Source organism: Amycolatopsis sp. NPDC006125, from assembly GCF_040614195.1.
GTDB classification, from domain to species: domain Bacteria; phylum Actinomycetota; class Actinomycetes; order Mycobacteriales; family Pseudonocardiaceae; genus Amycolatopsis_E; species Amycolatopsis_E tucumanensis.
Genome location: NZ_JBEXTZ010000002.1, coordinates 191034 through 208347 on the forward strand (window position 1 = coordinate 191034; position 17314 = coordinate 208347).

Genomic DNA, 17314 nt, shown 5'->3' on the forward strand with positions numbered 1-17314 from the left:
GACTCCTTCATCGGCGGGTTAGGACGGGGATGTCGAGGGACTGCAGCACCGCGGCGGCGCGGTGCCGGACTGCGCGGATGACGGCGCGTTCGGCCTGGTGGGCGGCGACCGCCTCGGCGACCGTGCGGTGGCGGAAGCCGATGGTGTGCCCGGGTCTGGCCTGCCCGAGCGGGGAGAGACTGGCCGAGGTGACCACGGCGAGCACCGGATACCCGGCGGTGACGCCCCGGCCGCGGTGCAGGACCAGGAGTTGGTCGCCGGCGGGCACTTCCACGGCGCCGACGGGCACGCCGCGGGAGAGAACCTCGCCGGAGGCGACCCGCTGGGGCACCGGGCCGCTCATCCGCAACCCGATGTGGTTGCTCGACGGTGTCACGACGTAGGCGGAGGACAGCAGACGCCCGGCCGAGTCGCCGAACTCGGCGACGTCGGGGCCGTCGGTCACGTCGATCGTCCAGCTTTCGCCGAACCGGGGCCGGGGCGGCCGGATCCGGAACAGCGGGTGCCGGAACTCCGGGTGCCCGATCGGCGGGCACTGCGCTCCGAGCGCGAGGTCGTCCCCGGGCCGCAGGAAGCGGCCGAACCCCAGGATGGTGTCGGGCGCGCAGCTGCCGAGCAGGAACTCGGCGTGGAGAGAGCCGTAGACCGCCAGGTACACGCGCAGGCCCAGCCGGATCCCGGTGACGGCCAGTGTCTGGCCGCCGCGGACGGCGAGCGGTTCCCACTGGGGCTGCGGGATCCCGTCGACCGTGACGTCGGCGGGGGCGCCGGTGACGGCGACGAGCACGTCGGTGGACGGTGTGCAGCTGAAGTCGAGGGCGGTGATCTCGATGAGCGGAGCGGTGTCGTCGTTGCCGCACAGGGCGTTGGCCACACGTGCGGAGTACTGGTCGAGCGCGCCGTTGACGGGCAGGCCGTAGCGGGAGCGGCCGGGGCGGCCGAGGTCCTGGACGGTGGCGTGGCCGCTCTGCCGGACGGTGAGGGTGTCAGCCATCGCCGGCCGCCAGGGGAGCGCCGGCGTGGTCGTCCCACTCCGCGGGCTCGATCGGCACGAACCGGAACTCGTCCCCGGGCCGGTAGGGGGTGAGCTGCTCGGACCCCAGGTCCAGGATCCGCAGCGGGGTCCGGCCCAGCAGGGGCCAGCCGCCGGGGGAGCGCAGCGGGCAGATCACGGCCTGCCTGCCCGCGACGGCGATCGATCCGGGCGGGACGCTGGTGCGCGGCGAGGCCAGGCGGGGCACCGGGCGGGGGAACGGCGGACCGTCCATCATGGGAGCGCCCACCGGGGCGCCCAGGCACCGTACGGTCAGGACGGTGCCGGAGTGGATCTCCACGACCTCCCGCTCGCTGATGCCCAGCTGCCGCGCGACCTCGGGCAGATCGGGCCCGTGCTCGCCGCCGTACACCACCGGCACGACGAACCGCTGCGGCGCGGGACGACGGCCCGACCCGTGCTGTGCGCCCGCCGCGCCCCGGACCATCCGCCGCACGGTTTCGTGGTCGGTAAGGCCGGGGTCGAACTCCACGAGGAGCGAGTCGTAGGTCGGCACGACCCCGTGGACACCGGCCAGCCCGGCGTCTTCGATCGCGTCGGCGAGGCTGTGCACGAGCTGCCACCGGCGCTCGGCGTCGCCGTCCAGGGCCTTCACCACGATCGCGGCGTCGCCGCAGTCGGCGATCAGGGTGCCCTCAGCCATGACGCCACCCCGCGCCGGCCCGGGCAGCGAGGACCTCGGTCAGGGCCGCGATGACGACGCCGGCGCGGGTCAGCTCGTCCCGGATCCGGCGGGCGAGCGCGATCGCGCCCGCGGTGTCGCCGTGCACCAGCACGGTGTCGCACTCGACGGGGAGATCGGTGCCGTCGACGGTCCGGATCACCCCGTCGGTCACCATGCGCACGGTGCGCCGGGCGATCTCGTCCGGGTCGTCGATCACCGCGCCCGGTGCGGTACGCGGGACCAGGGTGCCGTCCGCGCGGTAGGCGCGGTCGGCGATACCGACGATCGCGACGGCCAGGTGCGCCGCCCCGAGCAGGTGCGCGTCCGGATCGCCAAGCTCGGTCGCCTGCGCGAGGCGGGGCTCGACCCCTACCCGGCCTGCTTCGACCGCGACACCTCGCTCGCCGCGGTGCGCGGCGAGTTCGGCGGCCTGCCGCCGGACACCCACACCGGTCGCAAGGTGCGCGTCGCGGGACGGGTGACGGCGATCCGGGACCTCGGCGGGGTCTGCTTCGCACGGATCCAGGACGAGGATGCCCACCTCCAGCTGGTCCTCGGCGACGATCCACTGTGGCGGGACGGGGTCGACCTGGGCGACCACGTCGGCGCGACGGGCGAGGTGATGACCACGCGGCGGGGCGAGCTGTCGGTGATGGTGTCGGACTGGACGGTGACGGCGAAGTGCCTGCACCCGTTGCCGGACAAGCGGAAGGGCCTCACCGACCCGGAGACGCGGGTGCGGCAGCGGTACCTGGACCTGATCGTCAACCCGGCGGCGGCGGACATGCTGCGGTTGCGCAGCGCGGTGGTGCGCTCGGTGCGTGAGGGGTTGCAGGCAGGCGGTTTCCTCGAGGTCGAGACCCCGATGCTGCAGGCCGTGCACGGCGGAGCGAACGCGCGGCCGTTCGTCACCCACATCAACGCCTACGACCAGCGCATGTACCTGCGGATCGCGCCGGAGCTCTACCTCAAACGGCTGTGCGTGGCCGGTGTGGAGAAGGTGTTCGAGCTCAACCGCAACTTCCGCAACGAGGGGGTGGACGCCACCCACAACCCCGAGTTCACGATGCTGGAGGCCTACCAGGCCTACGCCGACTACGAGACGATGCGGGGGCTCGCGCGGTCGCTGATCCAGGACGCGGCCGTCGCCGCCTACGGCGCGCCGGTGGCGCGCCGCTCGGACGTGGGCGAGGTCGACCTGTCCGGTGAGTGGCCCGTCGTCGGCGTGTACGAGGCGGTGTCCCGTGCGCTGGGCGAGACCGTCACCCCCGGCACCTCGCCGGGCGACCTGCGCCGCTGGTGCCGGGCGGCCGGGGTGCCCGTCGACGACGGGGCGGGGCACGGCGACCTCGTCGGGAAGGCGTTCGAGCACCTGGTCGAACCGGCCACGGTCGAGCCCACGTTCTACACCGACTACCCGGCCGAGACCTCGCCGCTGACACGCGCCCACCGCCGCGATCCCCGGCTCGCCGAACGGTGGGACCTGATCGCCTTCGGCGCCGAGATTGGCACCGCCTACACCGAGCTGACCGATCCGCTCGAGCAGCGCCGGCGCTTGGAGGCGCAGTCGCTGCGGGCTGCCAGCGGCGACGTCGAGGCGATGGAGCTCGACGAGGACTTCCTGCTGGCGCTCGAGCACGGGATGCCGCCCACCGGTGGGCTCGGCATCGGGATCGACCGCCTGGTCATGATGCTGACCGGGGCGTCGATCCGGCAGAGCCTGGCGTTCCCCTTCGCCCGGCCGGGTCCGCGTCGCTGAGGTGGCCGCGGTGCGCCGGGGTCAGGGCAGGAACAGCGTGGAGTCGCCGAATTCGTGCCACAGGTAGTGGTGTTCGAGCGCCGCCTCGTAGGCCGCTTGGACCAGGGGGCGTCCGGCGACCGCGGCGAGCAGTGCGAGGTGGCTGGCTTCGGGCGCGTGCAGGCCGGTGACCAGCCCGGTCACCACCCGCGGTGGCCGCGCGGGGCCGAGCAGCAGCTCGGTCCACCCGGTGGCCGCGTGCACCGCGCCGCCGGGTCCGGCGGCGCTCTCCAGCGCCCGGACGACGGTGGTGCCGACCGCGATCACCCGCCTGCCGGTGGCGCGCGTCAGTTCGACCAGGCGCGCGGTCGCCTCGGGCACGGTGAACCGTTCGGCGGCCGGTGGTTCGTGCAGCTCCGGGCTCGATACCCCGGCGTGCAGGACGAGCGGGGCGACGACGACGCCGCGGGTGATCAGGCGCACCAGCAGCGGCGCGGTGAACGGCCGCCCGGCGCTGGCCATCTCGGCGCTGCCCGGTTCGGTCGCGTACACGTTCTGGTAGTCCCGCAGCGGGAACCGCCCGGCGAGGTAGCCGTAGCCGATCGGGCGGCCGTGCCGGGCCAGGTAGTCCCGCACGGGCACCGCGGGCGTCACCGCCGCGCGCCAGAGCCGGGCGCTGGTGAACGGCTCGACGAGCGTCAGCGTGACCCCGCCGGGCAGGCGTATCCGCTCGCCCGGGTGCACCGAGAGGTCCGGGCCGCTGCCGTCCGCGAGCCGCACCTCGACCACCCAGCCGCCGTCGTCCAGGGTCGTCGAGAGGTGCACGGGCACCGGCTTTCCGTTGCCGCGCACCGAATCCAGGGCAGCCGGTACGGTGGCGGAGGTGTTGACCACGACGAGGTCCCCGGGCTGGAGGAGGTCCGGCAGGTCGCGGAACCGGTGGTGCTCGATCCGGCCCGGCCGGGCGACGAGCAGCCGCACCGCGTCGCGCGGCACGCCCCGGCGTTCCGGCGGCGCCGTCGCCTCGCTGTCCGGCGGCAGCGTGAAGGGGATGGTCACGGCAGGATGTCCCGCGCCACGTAGCGCCCGCTCGGCAGGTCGCCCTCGATGAGCCGCAGGAGCGCGGGCACGACCGTCTCCGGCGCCGGCCGGTCGGAGACGTCCTCGCCGGGGAACGCCTGCTGCTGCAGGTCGGTGTTCATGTCGCCCGGGTCGCAGGCGTAGACCCGGACGTCCGGCTCTTCGGCGGCGAGGACGGCGGTGAGCTGGTCCAGCGCGGCTTTGGCTGAGCCGTAGCCGCCCCAGCCCGCGTACGGTTCGACGGCGGCGTCGGAGCTGATGTCGATGATGCGGCCGCGGCGGCGGCGCAGGCCCGGCAGCAGCAGCTGGATGAGTGCCAGGGGAGCGATCGTGTCGACGGCGTAGACGCGTTCCAGTTCGGCGAGCGGGTAGCCGGCCAGCGGCGGCTGCGGGCTGGGGCCGAGCGCGCTCGCGTTGTTGACCAGCAGGTCCACCCCGTCCGGGGCGGCCTCGGCGAGGGCCGTCCGGTGCGCGGGGTCGGCGACGTCTCCCGCGATCGCGGTGACGCCGGAAACGCCGGCGAGCGCGCGCTGGAGCCGGTCCCGGTCGCGCGCGTCCGCGATCACGCGCCAGCCGCGCCGCGCGAGCGCCGCGGTCAGGGCGAGTCCGAGCCCGCGGGAGGCTCCGGTGACGACCGCGGTTCTGTCGTGTGCCATGTGGTCAGCATGAAACCTCCAGTTAACTGGAAGTCAAGGGGAATCTTCGCGAGGTGCGCGATGTCGCGGCCTGATGCTCAGGAACGGAAAAGCCCTGTCCGGCTCATAGCGTTGCGGCCGTGACGAACACGCAGCCGGGCATCTGCCCGTTCCCATCGACATCCCGCAGTCGCAGTCCGGACGTCTGCGCGCGAGGCTGGCCAACACCAGGTGGCCGAACTGCCCGGCGTCGGCTGGAGCCGCGGCGTCCCATCGGCTGCCTGAAGGAGCTGGCCGAGTGCTGGCGCACCGGCTACGGCTCGCGGGCGTGCGAGGCCGAGCTGCACAAGCATCCGCAGTTCATCCCCGCCGTGGACGGGCATCGGATCAAATTCCTGCGTGTGCGCTCATCGGAGCCGGACGTGACGCCGGTGCTGGTGCACGGCTGGCCCGGCGAGCGCAGTCCGGGCAGGACGGCTGCGCCCGCGCCTCGGGGCTGTACCCGGTGCAGGCCGGCCCACGGCCGGGCGTCGAGTGCGATGGAGGACGAAGGTGAACCACTCGCCGATCGGGGTGGCACGGGAGTTCCGGTGCCCCTGTCTGGCCTATCATCGAATTGTGGACGACATGGTGTCGAGTGAGTCGACGGAGTTGCTGTCGGTTCGGGAGCAGCAGCGGCGGATGACGCGGCAGCGCATCGTGGGTGCGGCGCGGCGCGTGTTCGAGGAGCGAGGGTACGGGCAGGCGTCCATCGGGGACATCACCAAGGCCGCGAACGTCAACCGGGCGACGTTCTACCTGCACTTCCCGAACAAGGCCGAGGTCTTCACCGAGGTGTACCGGACGGTGCGGGAACAGCAGAGCGCCCAGTACTGGTCGCTGCTCGGGGCAGCACTCGCCGAGGGCACGGCTGCGAGCGTGCGCGAATGGCTCGACCGGGCGCTGGTCTGGTGGGAGGAACAGGCGCCCCTCCTGCCCGCCATCCACGAGGCCATGGCGAGCGACCTCGAGGTCGCGGCCCGGTGGAAGGATCAGCTGGACCAGCTGGCTGCCGGGCTGGGCGAATACCTCGCCAAGTTCCCCCCGAGGCGGCGCGAGACGCAGCGGCTGCGGGTGGAACTGCTCATGGTGCAGCTCGACCAGCTCTGCTTCCGTGCGATCGTGCAGAAGGTGTTCGTGATCGAACGGGAGGAGCTGCTGGACGTCGTGACCGGGATGTGGGTGGACGCGCTCGGCCTCGCCGGCGCCGGACGGAAGAACACTCGGACATCAAGCTGACGCTTGACTCGACAGGATGTCGTCTTTACGCTCCTTGCGTGGCCTGACTCACTCGTGCGGGCAGGTCACGCGAGCGGCCCGCAACCCTGTGCGGTCCGGCTTGCATTCGTCGTCGGCCGCCGGGGCGTCGCCAGGGAAGGCGCGCCGGTTCGCCGGTCTCGTTCTTCACGTCAACGACGACTTGGGAGCCTCGCATGTCCACCACCCCCGCCGCCCCGCCTCCCGGCCTGATGCGGCGCGTGACCTTCGCGGCCGCCGTCGGCAACACCGTCGAGACCTACGATTACGCGGTCTACGGCTTTCTGACGGTCCTGATCTCGAAACTGTTCTTCCCCGGCGCGCAGCCCGGCGTCGCCCTGCTGTCGGCGTTCGCGGTCTTCGGGGTCGCCTTCGTGGTGCGGCCCCTGGGCTCGCTGATCTTCGGCTCGATCGCCGACCGGATCGGGCGCAAACCCTCCCTGGTGGCGACCCTGGTCCTGATGGCCGGCGCCACCACGGTCATCGGCTTGCTGCCCACGGCGGCCTCCGTCGGCCTGTGGGCGCCGATCCTGCTGGTGGTCTGCAGGTTGCTGCAGGGGCTGGCCGCCGGTGGCGAGTACAGCACCGCCATGACCTACGCCGCGGAGTTCACCCCGCAGCGCAAACGTGGCGCGATGACGAGCCGCGTGCAGATCGGCAGTGTGGCGAGCCTGCTGCTGGCCGCGGGTGTCGTGCTGCTGTTGAGCGCGACGCTGACACCGGCGGCGCTGGCGTCGTGGGGCTGGCGGATCCCGTTCCTCCTGGCCCTGCCGCTCGGGCTCGTCGGCCTCTACATCCGCTCCCGGCTCGAGGAATCGCCGGAGTTCCGCGCGCTCGAGCACCAGGCGCAGGTCACCACGTCACCCGCCAAGGAGTCGTTCACCAAGCACTGGCGTCTGATCGTGCTGATCTTCGGCGTCGCCGCGTTCCAGCAGATCGGCTACTACGTCGCGTTCACCTACGCGCAGTCCTACCTCATCCAGCTCGGTTTCACGCAGAAGGAGGCGACGCTGGCCACGGTTGTCAGCATCGCCGTGGCGGTGGTGCTCGTCGCCGTGGGCGGCCCGCTGTCGGACCGGTGGGGGCGCTGGCCGATCCTGCTCGGCGTCTCCGCGACGACGCTGGTGGCGGCGTACCCGCTGTTCCTGGCCCTGTCTTCGGCGTCGAGCCTGGGCACGGCGATCCTGGTCACCGTGCTGCTCGGCGTGATGCCGGCGTTGTACACCTCGGTCGCGCCCGCCACCTACATCGAGGTCGTCCCGGCGCGGGTGCGCGCCACGGTGTTCGCGGTCGGGTTCGCGCTGGCCGCGGCCCTGCTCGGTGGCCCAGCCCTCTACATCAGCCAGACCCTCGTGCGGGTGACCGGTGACAACCGGTCGCCGGCGCTGTTCCTGATGTTCGGCGCGCTGCTGAGCGTCGTGGCGGCCCTCGTCGTGCGCCGGCGGCGCCCGCAACTCCTCGCACCGGACGTTGCGGTGGCCACCGGGAAGCGCTCGCCCGAAGGGGTGTGACCGTGTTCCTCGCCGACCTCGCCGCGCAGCTCGACGAGGTCGCGCCCCAGCTCGCGCCCGAGGTGGTCGAGCAGGCCGGCACCTGCCTGCTCGACGCCCTCGCCTGCGTCTACGGCGGACGGGAGATGCCGTGGGTCAAGCAGGCCAGGGCGATCGCGGGCAGTGGTGACGACAGCACGATCTGGGCGGCCGGCGGGCAGCGGAGCGGTCCGGCGGACGCCGTTTTCGCCAATTCGGTGGCCTGCCATGCACTTCTGCACGAGGACACCCACGCCGAGAGCCGGGTGCATCCGGGAACCGTGGTGATCCCCGCGGCACTGGCCGTCGGGGAGCGGCTCCGGACACCGCTGCTGGACGTGCTCCGGGCGATCGTCCTCGGGTACGAGACCATCGCCCAGGTCGCGGCGGCGGTGCTGACCGAGGACTTCGTCGCGCGGGGATGGCGCGCCAGCAGCGTGTTCGGCCCGTTCGGCGCCGCGACCGCCGCGGCGCACCTGCTCGGGCTGGACCGGGCCACCACAGTGCACGCGCTCGGGATGGCCGCCAGTTCGTCGGCCGGGATCTGCCAGTGGGCGCCGGACGGGACCACGGAAGTGTTCTTCCAGAACGCGAACGCCTGCCGTGCCGGGCTGGTCGCTGCCCTCCTGGCGCGCGAGGGGGCGACGGGTGCGGCATCGGCCGTCGAGGGCGTGTTCGGTCTGCGCCAAGCGTTCGGCGGTGCCCGCGATCCGGCCGGACAGCCACGCGTCCGGCCGGACCGCATGGCGATCTCGGCGACGTTCTTCAAAGCCCATCCCTCCTGCGCCCTCACCCAGGAGGCGATCGACGCCGCGCGACAGCTGGCCGCGCAAGGGATCGAGCCTGGCGCGGTGGCCGGCGCGACGATCCACACCTCCGGTGCCGCGGCGCGCTATCCCGGGTGTGACAACGGAACTTCCCTGGCGACGACGATCTCCCGCCAGATGAGCCTCCAGTTCGCGGTGGCCGCCGCGTTGACCGATGGCGCACTGCGGCCCCACCGGTACTCCGGTCCGCTCGACCCCGCGCTCGCGGACCTGGCCGCCCGGATCGAGGTGGGCGTCGATCCGGTCGCCGACCGGGCCTTTCCCGTGCGCAGGGACGCGCGGGTGACCGTCCGGCTGGCCGGCGGCGGTATCGCTTCGGCGACCAGCCGCGACACCGTGAACCTGACCGCGGCGGAGGTGGGGGAGAAGTTCCGCACCTACGCGGACCCGGTGCTCGGTTCCGCGGCGGCCGGCGTCGTCCGGACCGTGCGGGAACCCGGATCCTGCCCGGACACCGCGGATCTCGTGGCGCGGCTGCGCTGACACCCGCGGTCCGCGCGAAATAGACAACATACTGTTGCTTGACTCGACGCCATGTCGTCTCTAATGTCAGGCGCAGGCGGTGCGCCGATTCCTCCCGCGCCCGGCCCAGGAAGGACAATGACGTTGCGTTCCTCAGTCACGTTCCAGATCGGCTGTGACATCGGTGGCACGTTCACCGACGTGGCCGCGATCGACTCGACTGGTCGGTCCTATGCGGACAAGTCCGACACCACCCCCGGCGACCTCACGATCGGCCTCCTCGCGGCGCTGGACAACCTCGCCGCCAGGATCGGCCTGCCGTTGTCCGAGCTGCTCGCCGCCACCACGCGCTTCGTCAACGGCACGACCGTGGTCACCAACGCGGTCGCCGAGCTGCGCGGCGCCACGGTCGGCCTCATCACCACGCAGGGCTTCGGGGACAACCTGCTCATCGCGCGCTCCGCTCGCAACGCGCACCGCGACCACCACAAGCAGCTGAACATCCCCCAGATCGTCGCCCGCGAGCACGTCGCCGAGGTGGCCGAGCGGGTGGACCGCAAGGGCCGGGTGATCGTGCCGCTGGCCGAGGCGGAGGCGCGACGCGCGATCGCCGGGCTGGTCGCCGCCGGCGTCGACTCGATCGCCGTCTCGCTGCTGTGGGGTTTCGCCAATCCCGTGCACGAGGACCTGCTCGCCTCGATCATCGAGGCCGAACACCCGGAACTCTTCCTGAGCGTCTCCTCCCGGCTGCACCCGGTCATCCGCGAGTACGAGCGCACGATGACCACGGTGCTCAACTCGTTCACCGGCATCCGGGTCGCGGAGTACACGGCGCGGATCGAGCGGGAGCTCGCCGCGCGCGGGCTGCGCGTGCCCATCGCGTTCATGCAGGGTTTCGGGGGCACGGTGAGCGCCGCGGAGGCCCGGGAGCGGCCGATCACACTGATCGACTCGGGACCCGCGGGCGGCGTCATCGGCGCACGGGCGCTCGCGCGCCGGCTGGGCATCCGCGACATCGTCACCGCGGACATGGGCGGCACGTCCTTCGACGTGTCGGTGCTGCGGGACGCGACGCCCCAGGTCACCCAGCGGGTCACACTGGGCGGGCGCTTCCTGACCGCTCTGTCCAAAATCGACGTCCTGCCAATCGGCACCGGCGGCGGCAGCGTCGCCTGGCTCGACGCGCGCGGCGTGCCGCAGGTCGGCCCGCGCAGCGCGGGTGCCGAACCGGGACCGATCTGCTACGGCAAGGGCGGCACGGAGCCGACGGTGACCGACGCGTCCGCCGTGCTCGGGCTCCTCGATCCCATGTCCTTCTTGGACGGACGCCGGGCGCTCGACGTCGACGGCGCGCGGGAGGCCCTGGCGCGGGAGATCGGCAAACCGCTCGGCGTCGACGCCGTGCAGGCGGCCGTGGCCGTGCACCGGATGGTGGTCGCCGACATGGGCAACGCCGTGCGCGGGGTGACCGTGGAACGCGGTCACGACCCGCGCGAGTTCGCCATGGTGGCCTTCGGTGGCGCGCTGGGCCTCTTCGCGGCCGCCATCGCTCGATCGGTCGGCATCCGGAGGGTCGTGGTCCCGGCCGACGCCGCCGTGTTCTCCGCCCGTGGCCTGCTTTCCAGCGACGACGTCCGCACCAGGGCGCGGTCGGCCATGTGGCAGGGCGGCGACGCGAGCGCGGTCGTCGACGCGCTGCGCGAGCTCGACGCGGAACTGGTCGCGGCGCTGCGGGCTGCAGGGTATCCCGACGACCGGATCGAGGTCCGCTGGGAGGGGGAGTTCAAGTTCGCCGGGCAGCAGTGGGAACTGCGGATCCCGATCCCGCGCCGAGACGACCTCGCCGAGGCGGACCTCACCGCGATCCAGGTGGGCTTCCCCGCGAAGTACGAAGAGGAATACGGCAGTGGCACTGCGTGGGTCGGCAGCCCGGTGGTGCTGATGGCGGTGCGGGTCACGGCCACCGGCCGCGTCGACCCCGTCGACCTCGCCCGGCAGGAGCCGGAAACCGGGGCGGTGCTCCGGCCGGTCGCGCGCCGACGGGTCCACCTCCCTGACGGCGGGGAGACCGAGGTCGACGTCCACGCGGCGGTGCCGTCCGGCGCCGTCGTGCCCGGCCCGGCACTGCTCGAGCACCCGCTGACCACCATCCTGCTCCCCGCCGGCTGGGAGCTGCGGGTCGACGGCTGGGGCAACTACCTGCTCACCGACACGGAGGTTGCGGCATGACCGCGGGCAACGACATCCGGCTCGACCCGGTCGACGTCGACATCCTCGCCAAGGCACTGGACAACGTCGCCGCCGAGATGGGCACGGTGATGATGCGCGCCTCGGGTAGCCCGGCGATCGCCGAGGCGGTCGACTTCTCCACCTTCATCGCCGACGCCGAGGGCGACATCATCAGCTACGCCGGGTACATCACCATGTACCTGGGGGCCGCGCGCCAGGCCGTGCGGCACATCCTCGCCACCTACCCGCGCTCGGAGATCCGCGCGGGGGACATGTTCCTGTGCAACGACCCCTTCACCACCGGCAACGCGCACGCCGTCGACGTCGGCGTGGTGCGCCCGATCTTCTTCGGTGACGAGCTGATGGCGTGGTGCTGGGCCGAGGCGCACGTGAACGACTTCGGCGGGTTCGCGCCGGGCGGGATGAACCCGATCGCCACCGAGGCCTACGGCGAGGCGCTGCGGCTGCCCGGCGTCAAGATCGTCGACCAGGGCCGGCTCGTCGAGGACGTGTGGCGGATCATCGAGACGAACATCCGCGTCCCGGAACTGGTCCTCAACGACATCCGCTGCTTCATCGCCGCCTGCCACCGCTGCGACGAGCGGCTGCAGGCGCTCATCGGGCAGTACGGCCCCGGCACGTTCCGCACCTACGTCGAGGCGGCGAAGGACCTCGCCGAGCAAGCCGTCCGCCGCCGGATCGCGGACCTGCCCGACGGGACCTACACGGGCGAGGAGTTCGCCGAACACAACGGGCACACCGACGAGCTGTACCCGGTTCGGTGCACGCTGACGGTCACCGGCGACAAGCTGCGGTTCGACCTGACCGGATCCGCGCCGCAGACCGACGGCTTCATCAACGTCAGCGCCGCGACCACGCTCGGCGCGGTGGTGTCCCCGCTGCTGATCACGTTGCTGCCGGACCTGCCCATCAACCAGGGCACGCTGCGCCCGATCGAGGTCGTCACCAAGCCGGGCACCATCTGCGACGCGCGGATGCCGGCGCCGATGGGCGCCGGGCACATCGAGACCGGCTTCCGGATCGGCAAGCTGGTCACCCGGCTGCTCGCCGACCTGCAGGCCGGCAGCGACAACGCCTTCGTCCGCGACCACGTGATGGCGCCGTGGCAGGACTCGTGGAGCGCCAGCTTCTTCTACGCGCCCGACGAGGACGGCCGCCTGGTCCCGTTCCCGGACATGAACGGCGGCGGCAGCGGGGCGGGTGCGCAGGCCGTCGCCGACGGCATGGACGTCAGCGGTGTTCTCGCGCAGCCCCAGAACAGCATCCCCGACATCGAGATCAACGAGCTCGTCTACCCGGCGCTGTACCTCTGGCGGCGGATCAACCCGAACTCCGGCGGACCGGGCCGCACCCGTGGCGGGGCGGGGATCGACCTGGCGTTCATGCCCTGGTACACGCCGGGCGGTCAGGAGCACGTGATGGCGGCGTGCTGGCAGGTCCCGCCGTCCGGGGTGTTCGGCGGCTACCCGGGTTCGACGAGCGGCTCGGCCCTGGTGAGCGGGGCTCGCGCGGACGAGGCGCTCGCCCAGGGCCGCATCCCGCGCGCGGTTGGCGACCTGGCGGCGCCGGCGACACCGTTGCAGGGCAAGCAGTTCGGGCTGACCGTGGGCGCGGGTGACGTGGTCGTCCTGCGCGTCGGTGGTGGTGGCGGGTTCGGCGATCCGCTCGAGCGAGACCCCGCCCTGGTGGCGGCGGACGTGCGATCAGGTGTGGTGACCGCCGATGCGGCGCGGGTCTCCTACGGAGTCGTGCTCGACGACGCAGGGCGTCCCGATCACGCCGCCACGAGCGCCGAGCGTGAGCGGATCCGCGGGTTGCGTCGGGGCTGGGCCCGCGAGGACGGACTGGTGGTGCGCCGGAGCGCGGCCCACGAGCGGCTGGCCGAACGCGGGCAGTGGTGCCACGCCCGGCCAGGAGTCCAGCTCGTCGAGTACGCCGACCCCGACACCGGCGCGCTGGTCCGCGCCGACGTGGTCGTGCGGACCGGTGAGTGATGACCCGTATCGACGACACGAGGACGGACATGAGCACTGTGACCGAACACGACGGTGGGTGGCCCGGCACGTTCCCGCGAGCGCTTGCGGCGCTGGCGGAACGCTTCGGCGACCAGGAAGCCGTGGTGGCACCGGAGGGGCGGATCACGTTCGCCGAGTTCGCCCGGCGCTGCGACGAACTCGCCGGGGCTTTCGCCGCCGCCGGGCTGCGGCCGGGGGAGCGGGTCGGGATCCTGCTGCCCAACGGGCTGCGGTGGCTGGTGGCCATGCTCGGCGCCCACCGCGCCGGGCTGGTCGCGGTCCCGATCAACACCTGGTACCGCTCGGCGGAGCTGGCGCACCTGATGGGCACCGCGGAACTCCGGCTGGTCGTGACCGACGAGGAGGTCTTCGGCAAGAACATGCCGGCCGAGCTCGCGGCCGCGGGGCACGGCGAGGTGTTCACTCCCGGCCGTCGCACCCGCGGGTACCTCGGTGCGCTGCTGTGGCCCGCTTCCGAACCGCTCCCGCCCGGCGCGGAGCCGGGACCGCCGCCCGCCGACGTCGCGACCCCGGACGACCTCGCGATGATCCTCTACACCAGCGGGAGCACGGCGCTGCCCAAACCGGTGCCGCTCGAACACGGGAAGCTGCTGCGCAACGGCCGCGCCATGGGGGAGCGGATGCACGTGCGGCCGGGCGACCGGATCTGGTTCGCCATGCCGCTGTTCTTCGGTTACGGCGCATGCAACGCGCTTCCGGTGGCGTTGAGCCACGGCGCCGCGTTGTGCGTCCAGGAAAAGGTCGAGGGGGACGCGGCGCTGGAGTTCATCGAGCGGGAGCGCTGCACGGTCAGCTACGGCCTGGCCACGGCGGTGCGCGCGCTGCTCGCCGCCCCGAGCTTCGGCACCAGGGACATCTCGTCGCTGCGCACCGGGCCCGTGGGGTTCAACGCCGAGGACAAGCGGCTCGCGATCGAGGGCCTCGGCATCACCGAAGCGTGCAGCGCCTACGGGCTGACCGAGTCCTACGGCTTCGTCACGATGACCGACGCCCACGACGCGCTGGACATCAAGCTGCACACCCAGGGCACCGTGCTGGACACCCAGCGGATCCGCATCGTCGACGCCACGGGCGCCGCGTGCCCGCCCGGCGTGACCGGCGAGATCGAGGTGCGCGGGTGCGTCATGGACGCCTACCTCGGCTCGGCGGAGATCAACGCCGGCACCCGCTCGGCGGACGGCTGGTTCCGCACCGGCGACCTCGGGTCGATCGACGAGGACGGCCGGCTCGCGTTCGGCGGCCGGTGGAAGGAAATGCTCAAGATCAAGGGCATCAACGTCGCGCCCCTGGAGATCGAGGGCATCGTCAGCGAGCACGACCACGTCGACCAGGCCTACGTGATCGGCTTGTCCACTCCGGACGGAGATCAGGAGATGGCCTGCGTGGTGGTGCCGGACGCCGGCTGGTCGGCGGGCGGGGACGAGCTCGTGCGGCGGCTGGACGCCTACATCCGCGGCCGGGCCGCCAGCTACAAGGTGCCCGCGCGGTTCGTGGTCATGGATCCGCGGTCGGTGCCGCAGACCGACACGGGCAAGGTCAGCAAGGTGAAGCTGCGCGAGATGCTGGAGACCGCCCGATGACCGGGACGCGGGTGCGTCGCACACCCGCCTTCACCGACCTGCCCACCCTCGCCGGCCGCGACGAGCACCACGCCTGGGACGTGTGGGGGCGAGCCGACGAGATCGGGACGCTGAACCTGATCGGGCGCGAGCAGCGGCTGGCGGCCGTCGAAGCCGTCCGCACCGGGGAGATGATCCCGCTGACCCTGCCGTTGAACGAGCCGGATCCCGGCCTGTTCGACGACCGGGGCACCTACCGCCACGTCGTCGAGGACACCGCCGCCGGGCACGACGACAAGCTCGATGCCTTCTACCTGCAGGGGTCTTCGCAGTGGGACGGCTTGCGGCACATCAAGGCCGGGCGGCACGGCTACTGGGGCGGCCGGTCGGAGGAGGACCTGGCGACCAGCGACGTGCTGGGGATCGACCGGTGGGCGCGACACGGCTTCGGCGGCCGGGGTGTCCTCGTCGACGTCGCGGGTCACCTCGCCGCGCGCGGCACCCCGCTCGCGCCGGACCAGCCGGTCGAGATCACCGCGGCGATGCTCGACGAGGTCGCCGCGGCCCAGGGCACCGAGTTCCGCTCGGGCGACATCCTGGTGGTCCGCACCGGGTGGACCGAGTGGTACCGGGCGTTGCCGGCGGAACACCGGGCCCGCCTGCGCGGCACGATAGGTTCGGGATTCGCCTGCCCTGGGCTGGAGTCGTCGAAGGACATGGCGGCTCACCTGTGGGACAACGAGTTCGCGGCCGTCGCGGTGGACAACGTCGGCGTCGAGGTGTTCCCGGTCGACCGCGCCAAGGGCTTCCTGCACCGCAGGCTGATCGCGCTGCAGGGCATGCCGCTGGGCGAGTTGTGGCACCTGCCCCGCCTGGCCCGGGCGTGCGCGGAGCGCGGCCGCTACGACTTCCTGCTCTTCTCCGGCGTTCTGCCGCTGCCGCGTGGAGTCGGCAGCCCGGCCAACGCCCACGCGCTCGTCTGAGCGTGTCGTCGCGAAAGGACACATCATGCCCCTCGGGCCCTTGCGCCAGGTGGCCATCGTCGGAATCGGGATCACGGAACTGTCGCGGGCGTCGGAGCGCAGCGGCCTGGACCTCGCCGCCGAGGCACTCCGGCTCGCGCTCGACGACGCCGGCCTCGGCCCGGACGACGTCGACGGCCTGTTCACCAACGTCGGCTACCCGCTGGCCGTCGACTACGACCGAATGGCGGAGGCGTTCGGCCTGCGCATCCGCGCCGCCCTGCAGACCTGGACGCACGGCCGGTTCGTCGGTCCCGCGTTGCAGGCCGCCGTGCAGGCGGTGGCGCTCGGCACTGCGGAGGTCGCCGCCTGCGCGGCCGGGGTGGCGTTCTCCGGGCTCGGCGTCGTGGGCGGCGCCGACGACCTCGAAGGGCTGCGCCAGGGCGGCGGGTCCCACGGCGAACTGCCGCACTACGGGATGACGGCACCCGGCGCGGGTGCGGCGATGGCGCTGCGCCGGTACTGCGCCCGCTACGGCCAGGACCCCGAGCTGATCTCCGCGGTGCCCATGGCCTTCCGACGCCACGCCCGGCTGAACCCGAACGCGCAGCTGACCAAACCGCTCGAGCCGGCGGACTACGTGGCTCAGCCATACGTGGTGGAACCCTTGCGCCGTCCTGATTTCGCGCTGCTCAGCGACGGCGGTGGCTGTCTCCTGGTGACCACGGTCGAGCGCGCGCGGGATCTGCGCCAGCCCGCGGTGATCGTCGGCGGGATGCAGGGACTGCACGCCGGACGCGACGAGTTCATCTTCGCCCCACCCGGGCTGGGAGTCTTCTCCCAGGGCGACACCCGCCGCGCCGAGACCAACCCCGTCTACGCGATGGCCGGCCTCAGCGGACCGGGCGACGTCGACTCGCTCCAGCTCTACGACGCCTTCTCGCCCAACGTCGTGTTCGTGCTCGAACGCTTCGGCTTCACCGGCGAAGGCGAAGCGCTCGAGTGGCTGCAGAACGGCCGGATCGAGCTGGGTGGCGACCTGCCGACCAACACCGCCGGCGGGTTGCTCTCCGAGGCCCACATCTGCGGGTGGGGGCACCTGATCGAAGCCACCCGCCAGCTGCGGGGCCAGGCCGGGCCGCGGCAGGTGCCCGGCTGCGAGGTCGTCCAGTGGGCGACCCCGTTCGGCGACTCGCTCATCTTCTGCAAGGACCGGTGACCG

General features: G+C 72.6%; 14 protein-coding genes and 1 pseudogene. 10 read left to right on the plus strand and 5 right to left on the minus strand.

Annotated elements, in window-relative coordinates; translation table 11 throughout:
* Positions 1-7: 7 nt before the first annotated feature.
* Genes ABZ193_RS02250 through ABZ193_RS02260 form a run of 3 tightly spaced genes read right to left on the minus strand, consistent with a single transcriptional unit; the run spans position 8 to position 2034 of the window.
* Positions 8-994, minus strand: coding sequence for a biotin-dependent carboxyltransferase family protein (locus tag ABZ193_RS02250; RefSeq protein WP_354708529.1), 987 nt, complete (start codon positions 992-994; stop codon positions 8-10).
* Positions 987-1697 carry a carboxyltransferase domain-containing protein gene (locus tag ABZ193_RS02255; protein ID WP_354708530.1) on the minus strand — a complete coding sequence of 237 codons (711 nt, stop codon included), beginning with the start codon at positions 1695-1697 and terminating at the stop codon, positions 987-989. Before ABZ193_RS02255 ends, ABZ193_RS02250 begins: the two co-directional genes overlap by 8 nt.
* Positions 1690-2034 carry a LamB/YcsF family protein gene (locus ABZ193_RS02260; RefSeq protein ID WP_354708556.1) on the minus strand — a complete coding sequence of 115 codons (345 nt, stop codon included), beginning with the start codon at positions 2032-2034 and terminating at the stop codon, positions 1690-1692. Before ABZ193_RS02260 ends, ABZ193_RS02255 begins: the two co-directional genes overlap by 8 nt.
* On the opposite strand from ABZ193_RS02260, the pseudogene lysX reads away from it, so the two are divergent.
* Positions 2017-3477, plus strand: a pseudogene (gene lysX, locus ABZ193_RS02265) (bifunctional lysylphosphatidylglycerol synthetase/lysine--tRNA ligase LysX); the annotation flags it as partial. The gene ABZ193_RS02260 and the pseudogene lysX overlap by 18 nt on opposite strands.
* Before the next feature lie 21 nt (positions 3478-3498).
* On the opposite strand, the gene ABZ193_RS02270 reads toward lysX, so the two are convergent.
* On the minus strand, positions 3499-4515 hold the full coding sequence (locus ABZ193_RS02270) for an S-adenosylmethionine:tRNA ribosyltransferase-isomerase (RefSeq protein WP_354708531.1): 1017 nt from the start codon (positions 4513-4515) through the stop codon (positions 3499-3501).
* Complete coding sequence (locus tag ABZ193_RS02275; protein ID WP_354708532.1) at positions 4512-5192, minus strand: SDR family NAD(P)-dependent oxidoreductase; 681 nt, start codon at positions 5190-5192, stop codon at positions 4512-4514. The genes ABZ193_RS02270 and ABZ193_RS02275 overlap by 4 nt, the downstream gene beginning before the upstream one ends.
* Before the next feature lie 119 nt (positions 5193-5311).
* On the opposite strand from ABZ193_RS02275, the gene ABZ193_RS02280 reads away from it, so the two are divergent.
* From ABZ193_RS02280 to ABZ193_RS02320, 9 genes are all read left to right on the plus strand, one after another.
* A complete protein-coding gene (locus tag ABZ193_RS02280) occupies positions 5312-5812 on the plus strand; it encodes an epoxide hydrolase N-terminal domain-containing protein (RefSeq protein ID WP_354708533.1) in 501 nt (166 codons plus the stop codon).
* Positions 5799-6449, plus strand: a complete 651-nt coding sequence (locus tag ABZ193_RS02285; RefSeq protein WP_354708557.1) for a TetR/AcrR family transcriptional regulator — start codon at positions 5799-5801, stop codon at positions 6447-6449. The genes ABZ193_RS02280 and ABZ193_RS02285 overlap by 14 nt, the downstream gene beginning before the upstream one ends.
* Before the next feature lie 194 nt (positions 6450-6643).
* Positions 6644-7978: an MFS transporter gene (locus ABZ193_RS02290; RefSeq protein WP_354708534.1), complete on the plus strand. Its 1335-nt coding sequence runs from the start codon at positions 6644-6646 to the stop codon at positions 7976-7978.
* A 2-nt stretch (positions 7979-7980) separates the two neighbouring features.
* Complete coding sequence (locus ABZ193_RS02295; protein WP_354708535.1) at positions 7981-9306, plus strand: MmgE/PrpD family protein; 1326 nt, start codon at positions 7981-7983, stop codon at positions 9304-9306.
* A gap of 123 nt (positions 9307-9429) precedes the next feature.
* Positions 9430-11514 (plus strand): hydantoinase/oxoprolinase family protein, encoded by a 2085-nt coding sequence (locus ABZ193_RS02300; protein ID WP_354708536.1) that lies wholly within the window; start codon positions 9430-9432, stop codon positions 11512-11514.
* Positions 11511-13529 (plus strand): hydantoinase B/oxoprolinase family protein, encoded by a 2019-nt coding sequence (locus tag ABZ193_RS02305; RefSeq protein WP_354708537.1) that lies wholly within the window; start codon positions 11511-11513, stop codon positions 13527-13529. The genes ABZ193_RS02300 and ABZ193_RS02305 overlap by 4 nt, the downstream gene beginning before the upstream one ends.
* 29 nt (positions 13530-13558) lie before the next feature.
* Positions 13559-15151 (plus strand): class I adenylate-forming enzyme family protein, encoded by a 1593-nt coding sequence (locus ABZ193_RS02310; protein ID WP_354708538.1) that lies wholly within the window; start codon positions 13559-13561, stop codon positions 15149-15151.
* Positions 15148-16113 carry a cyclase family protein gene (locus tag ABZ193_RS02315; protein ID WP_354708539.1) on the plus strand — a complete coding sequence of 322 codons (966 nt, stop codon included), beginning with the start codon at positions 15148-15150 and terminating at the stop codon, positions 16111-16113. Before ABZ193_RS02310 ends, ABZ193_RS02315 begins: the two co-directional genes overlap by 4 nt.
* Positions 16114-16138: 25 nt before the next feature.
* Complete coding sequence (locus tag ABZ193_RS02320; RefSeq protein ID WP_354708540.1) at positions 16139-17311, plus strand: thiolase family protein; 1173 nt, start codon at positions 16139-16141, stop codon at positions 17309-17311.
* The last annotated feature ends 3 nt before the right edge of the window (positions 17312-17314 follow it).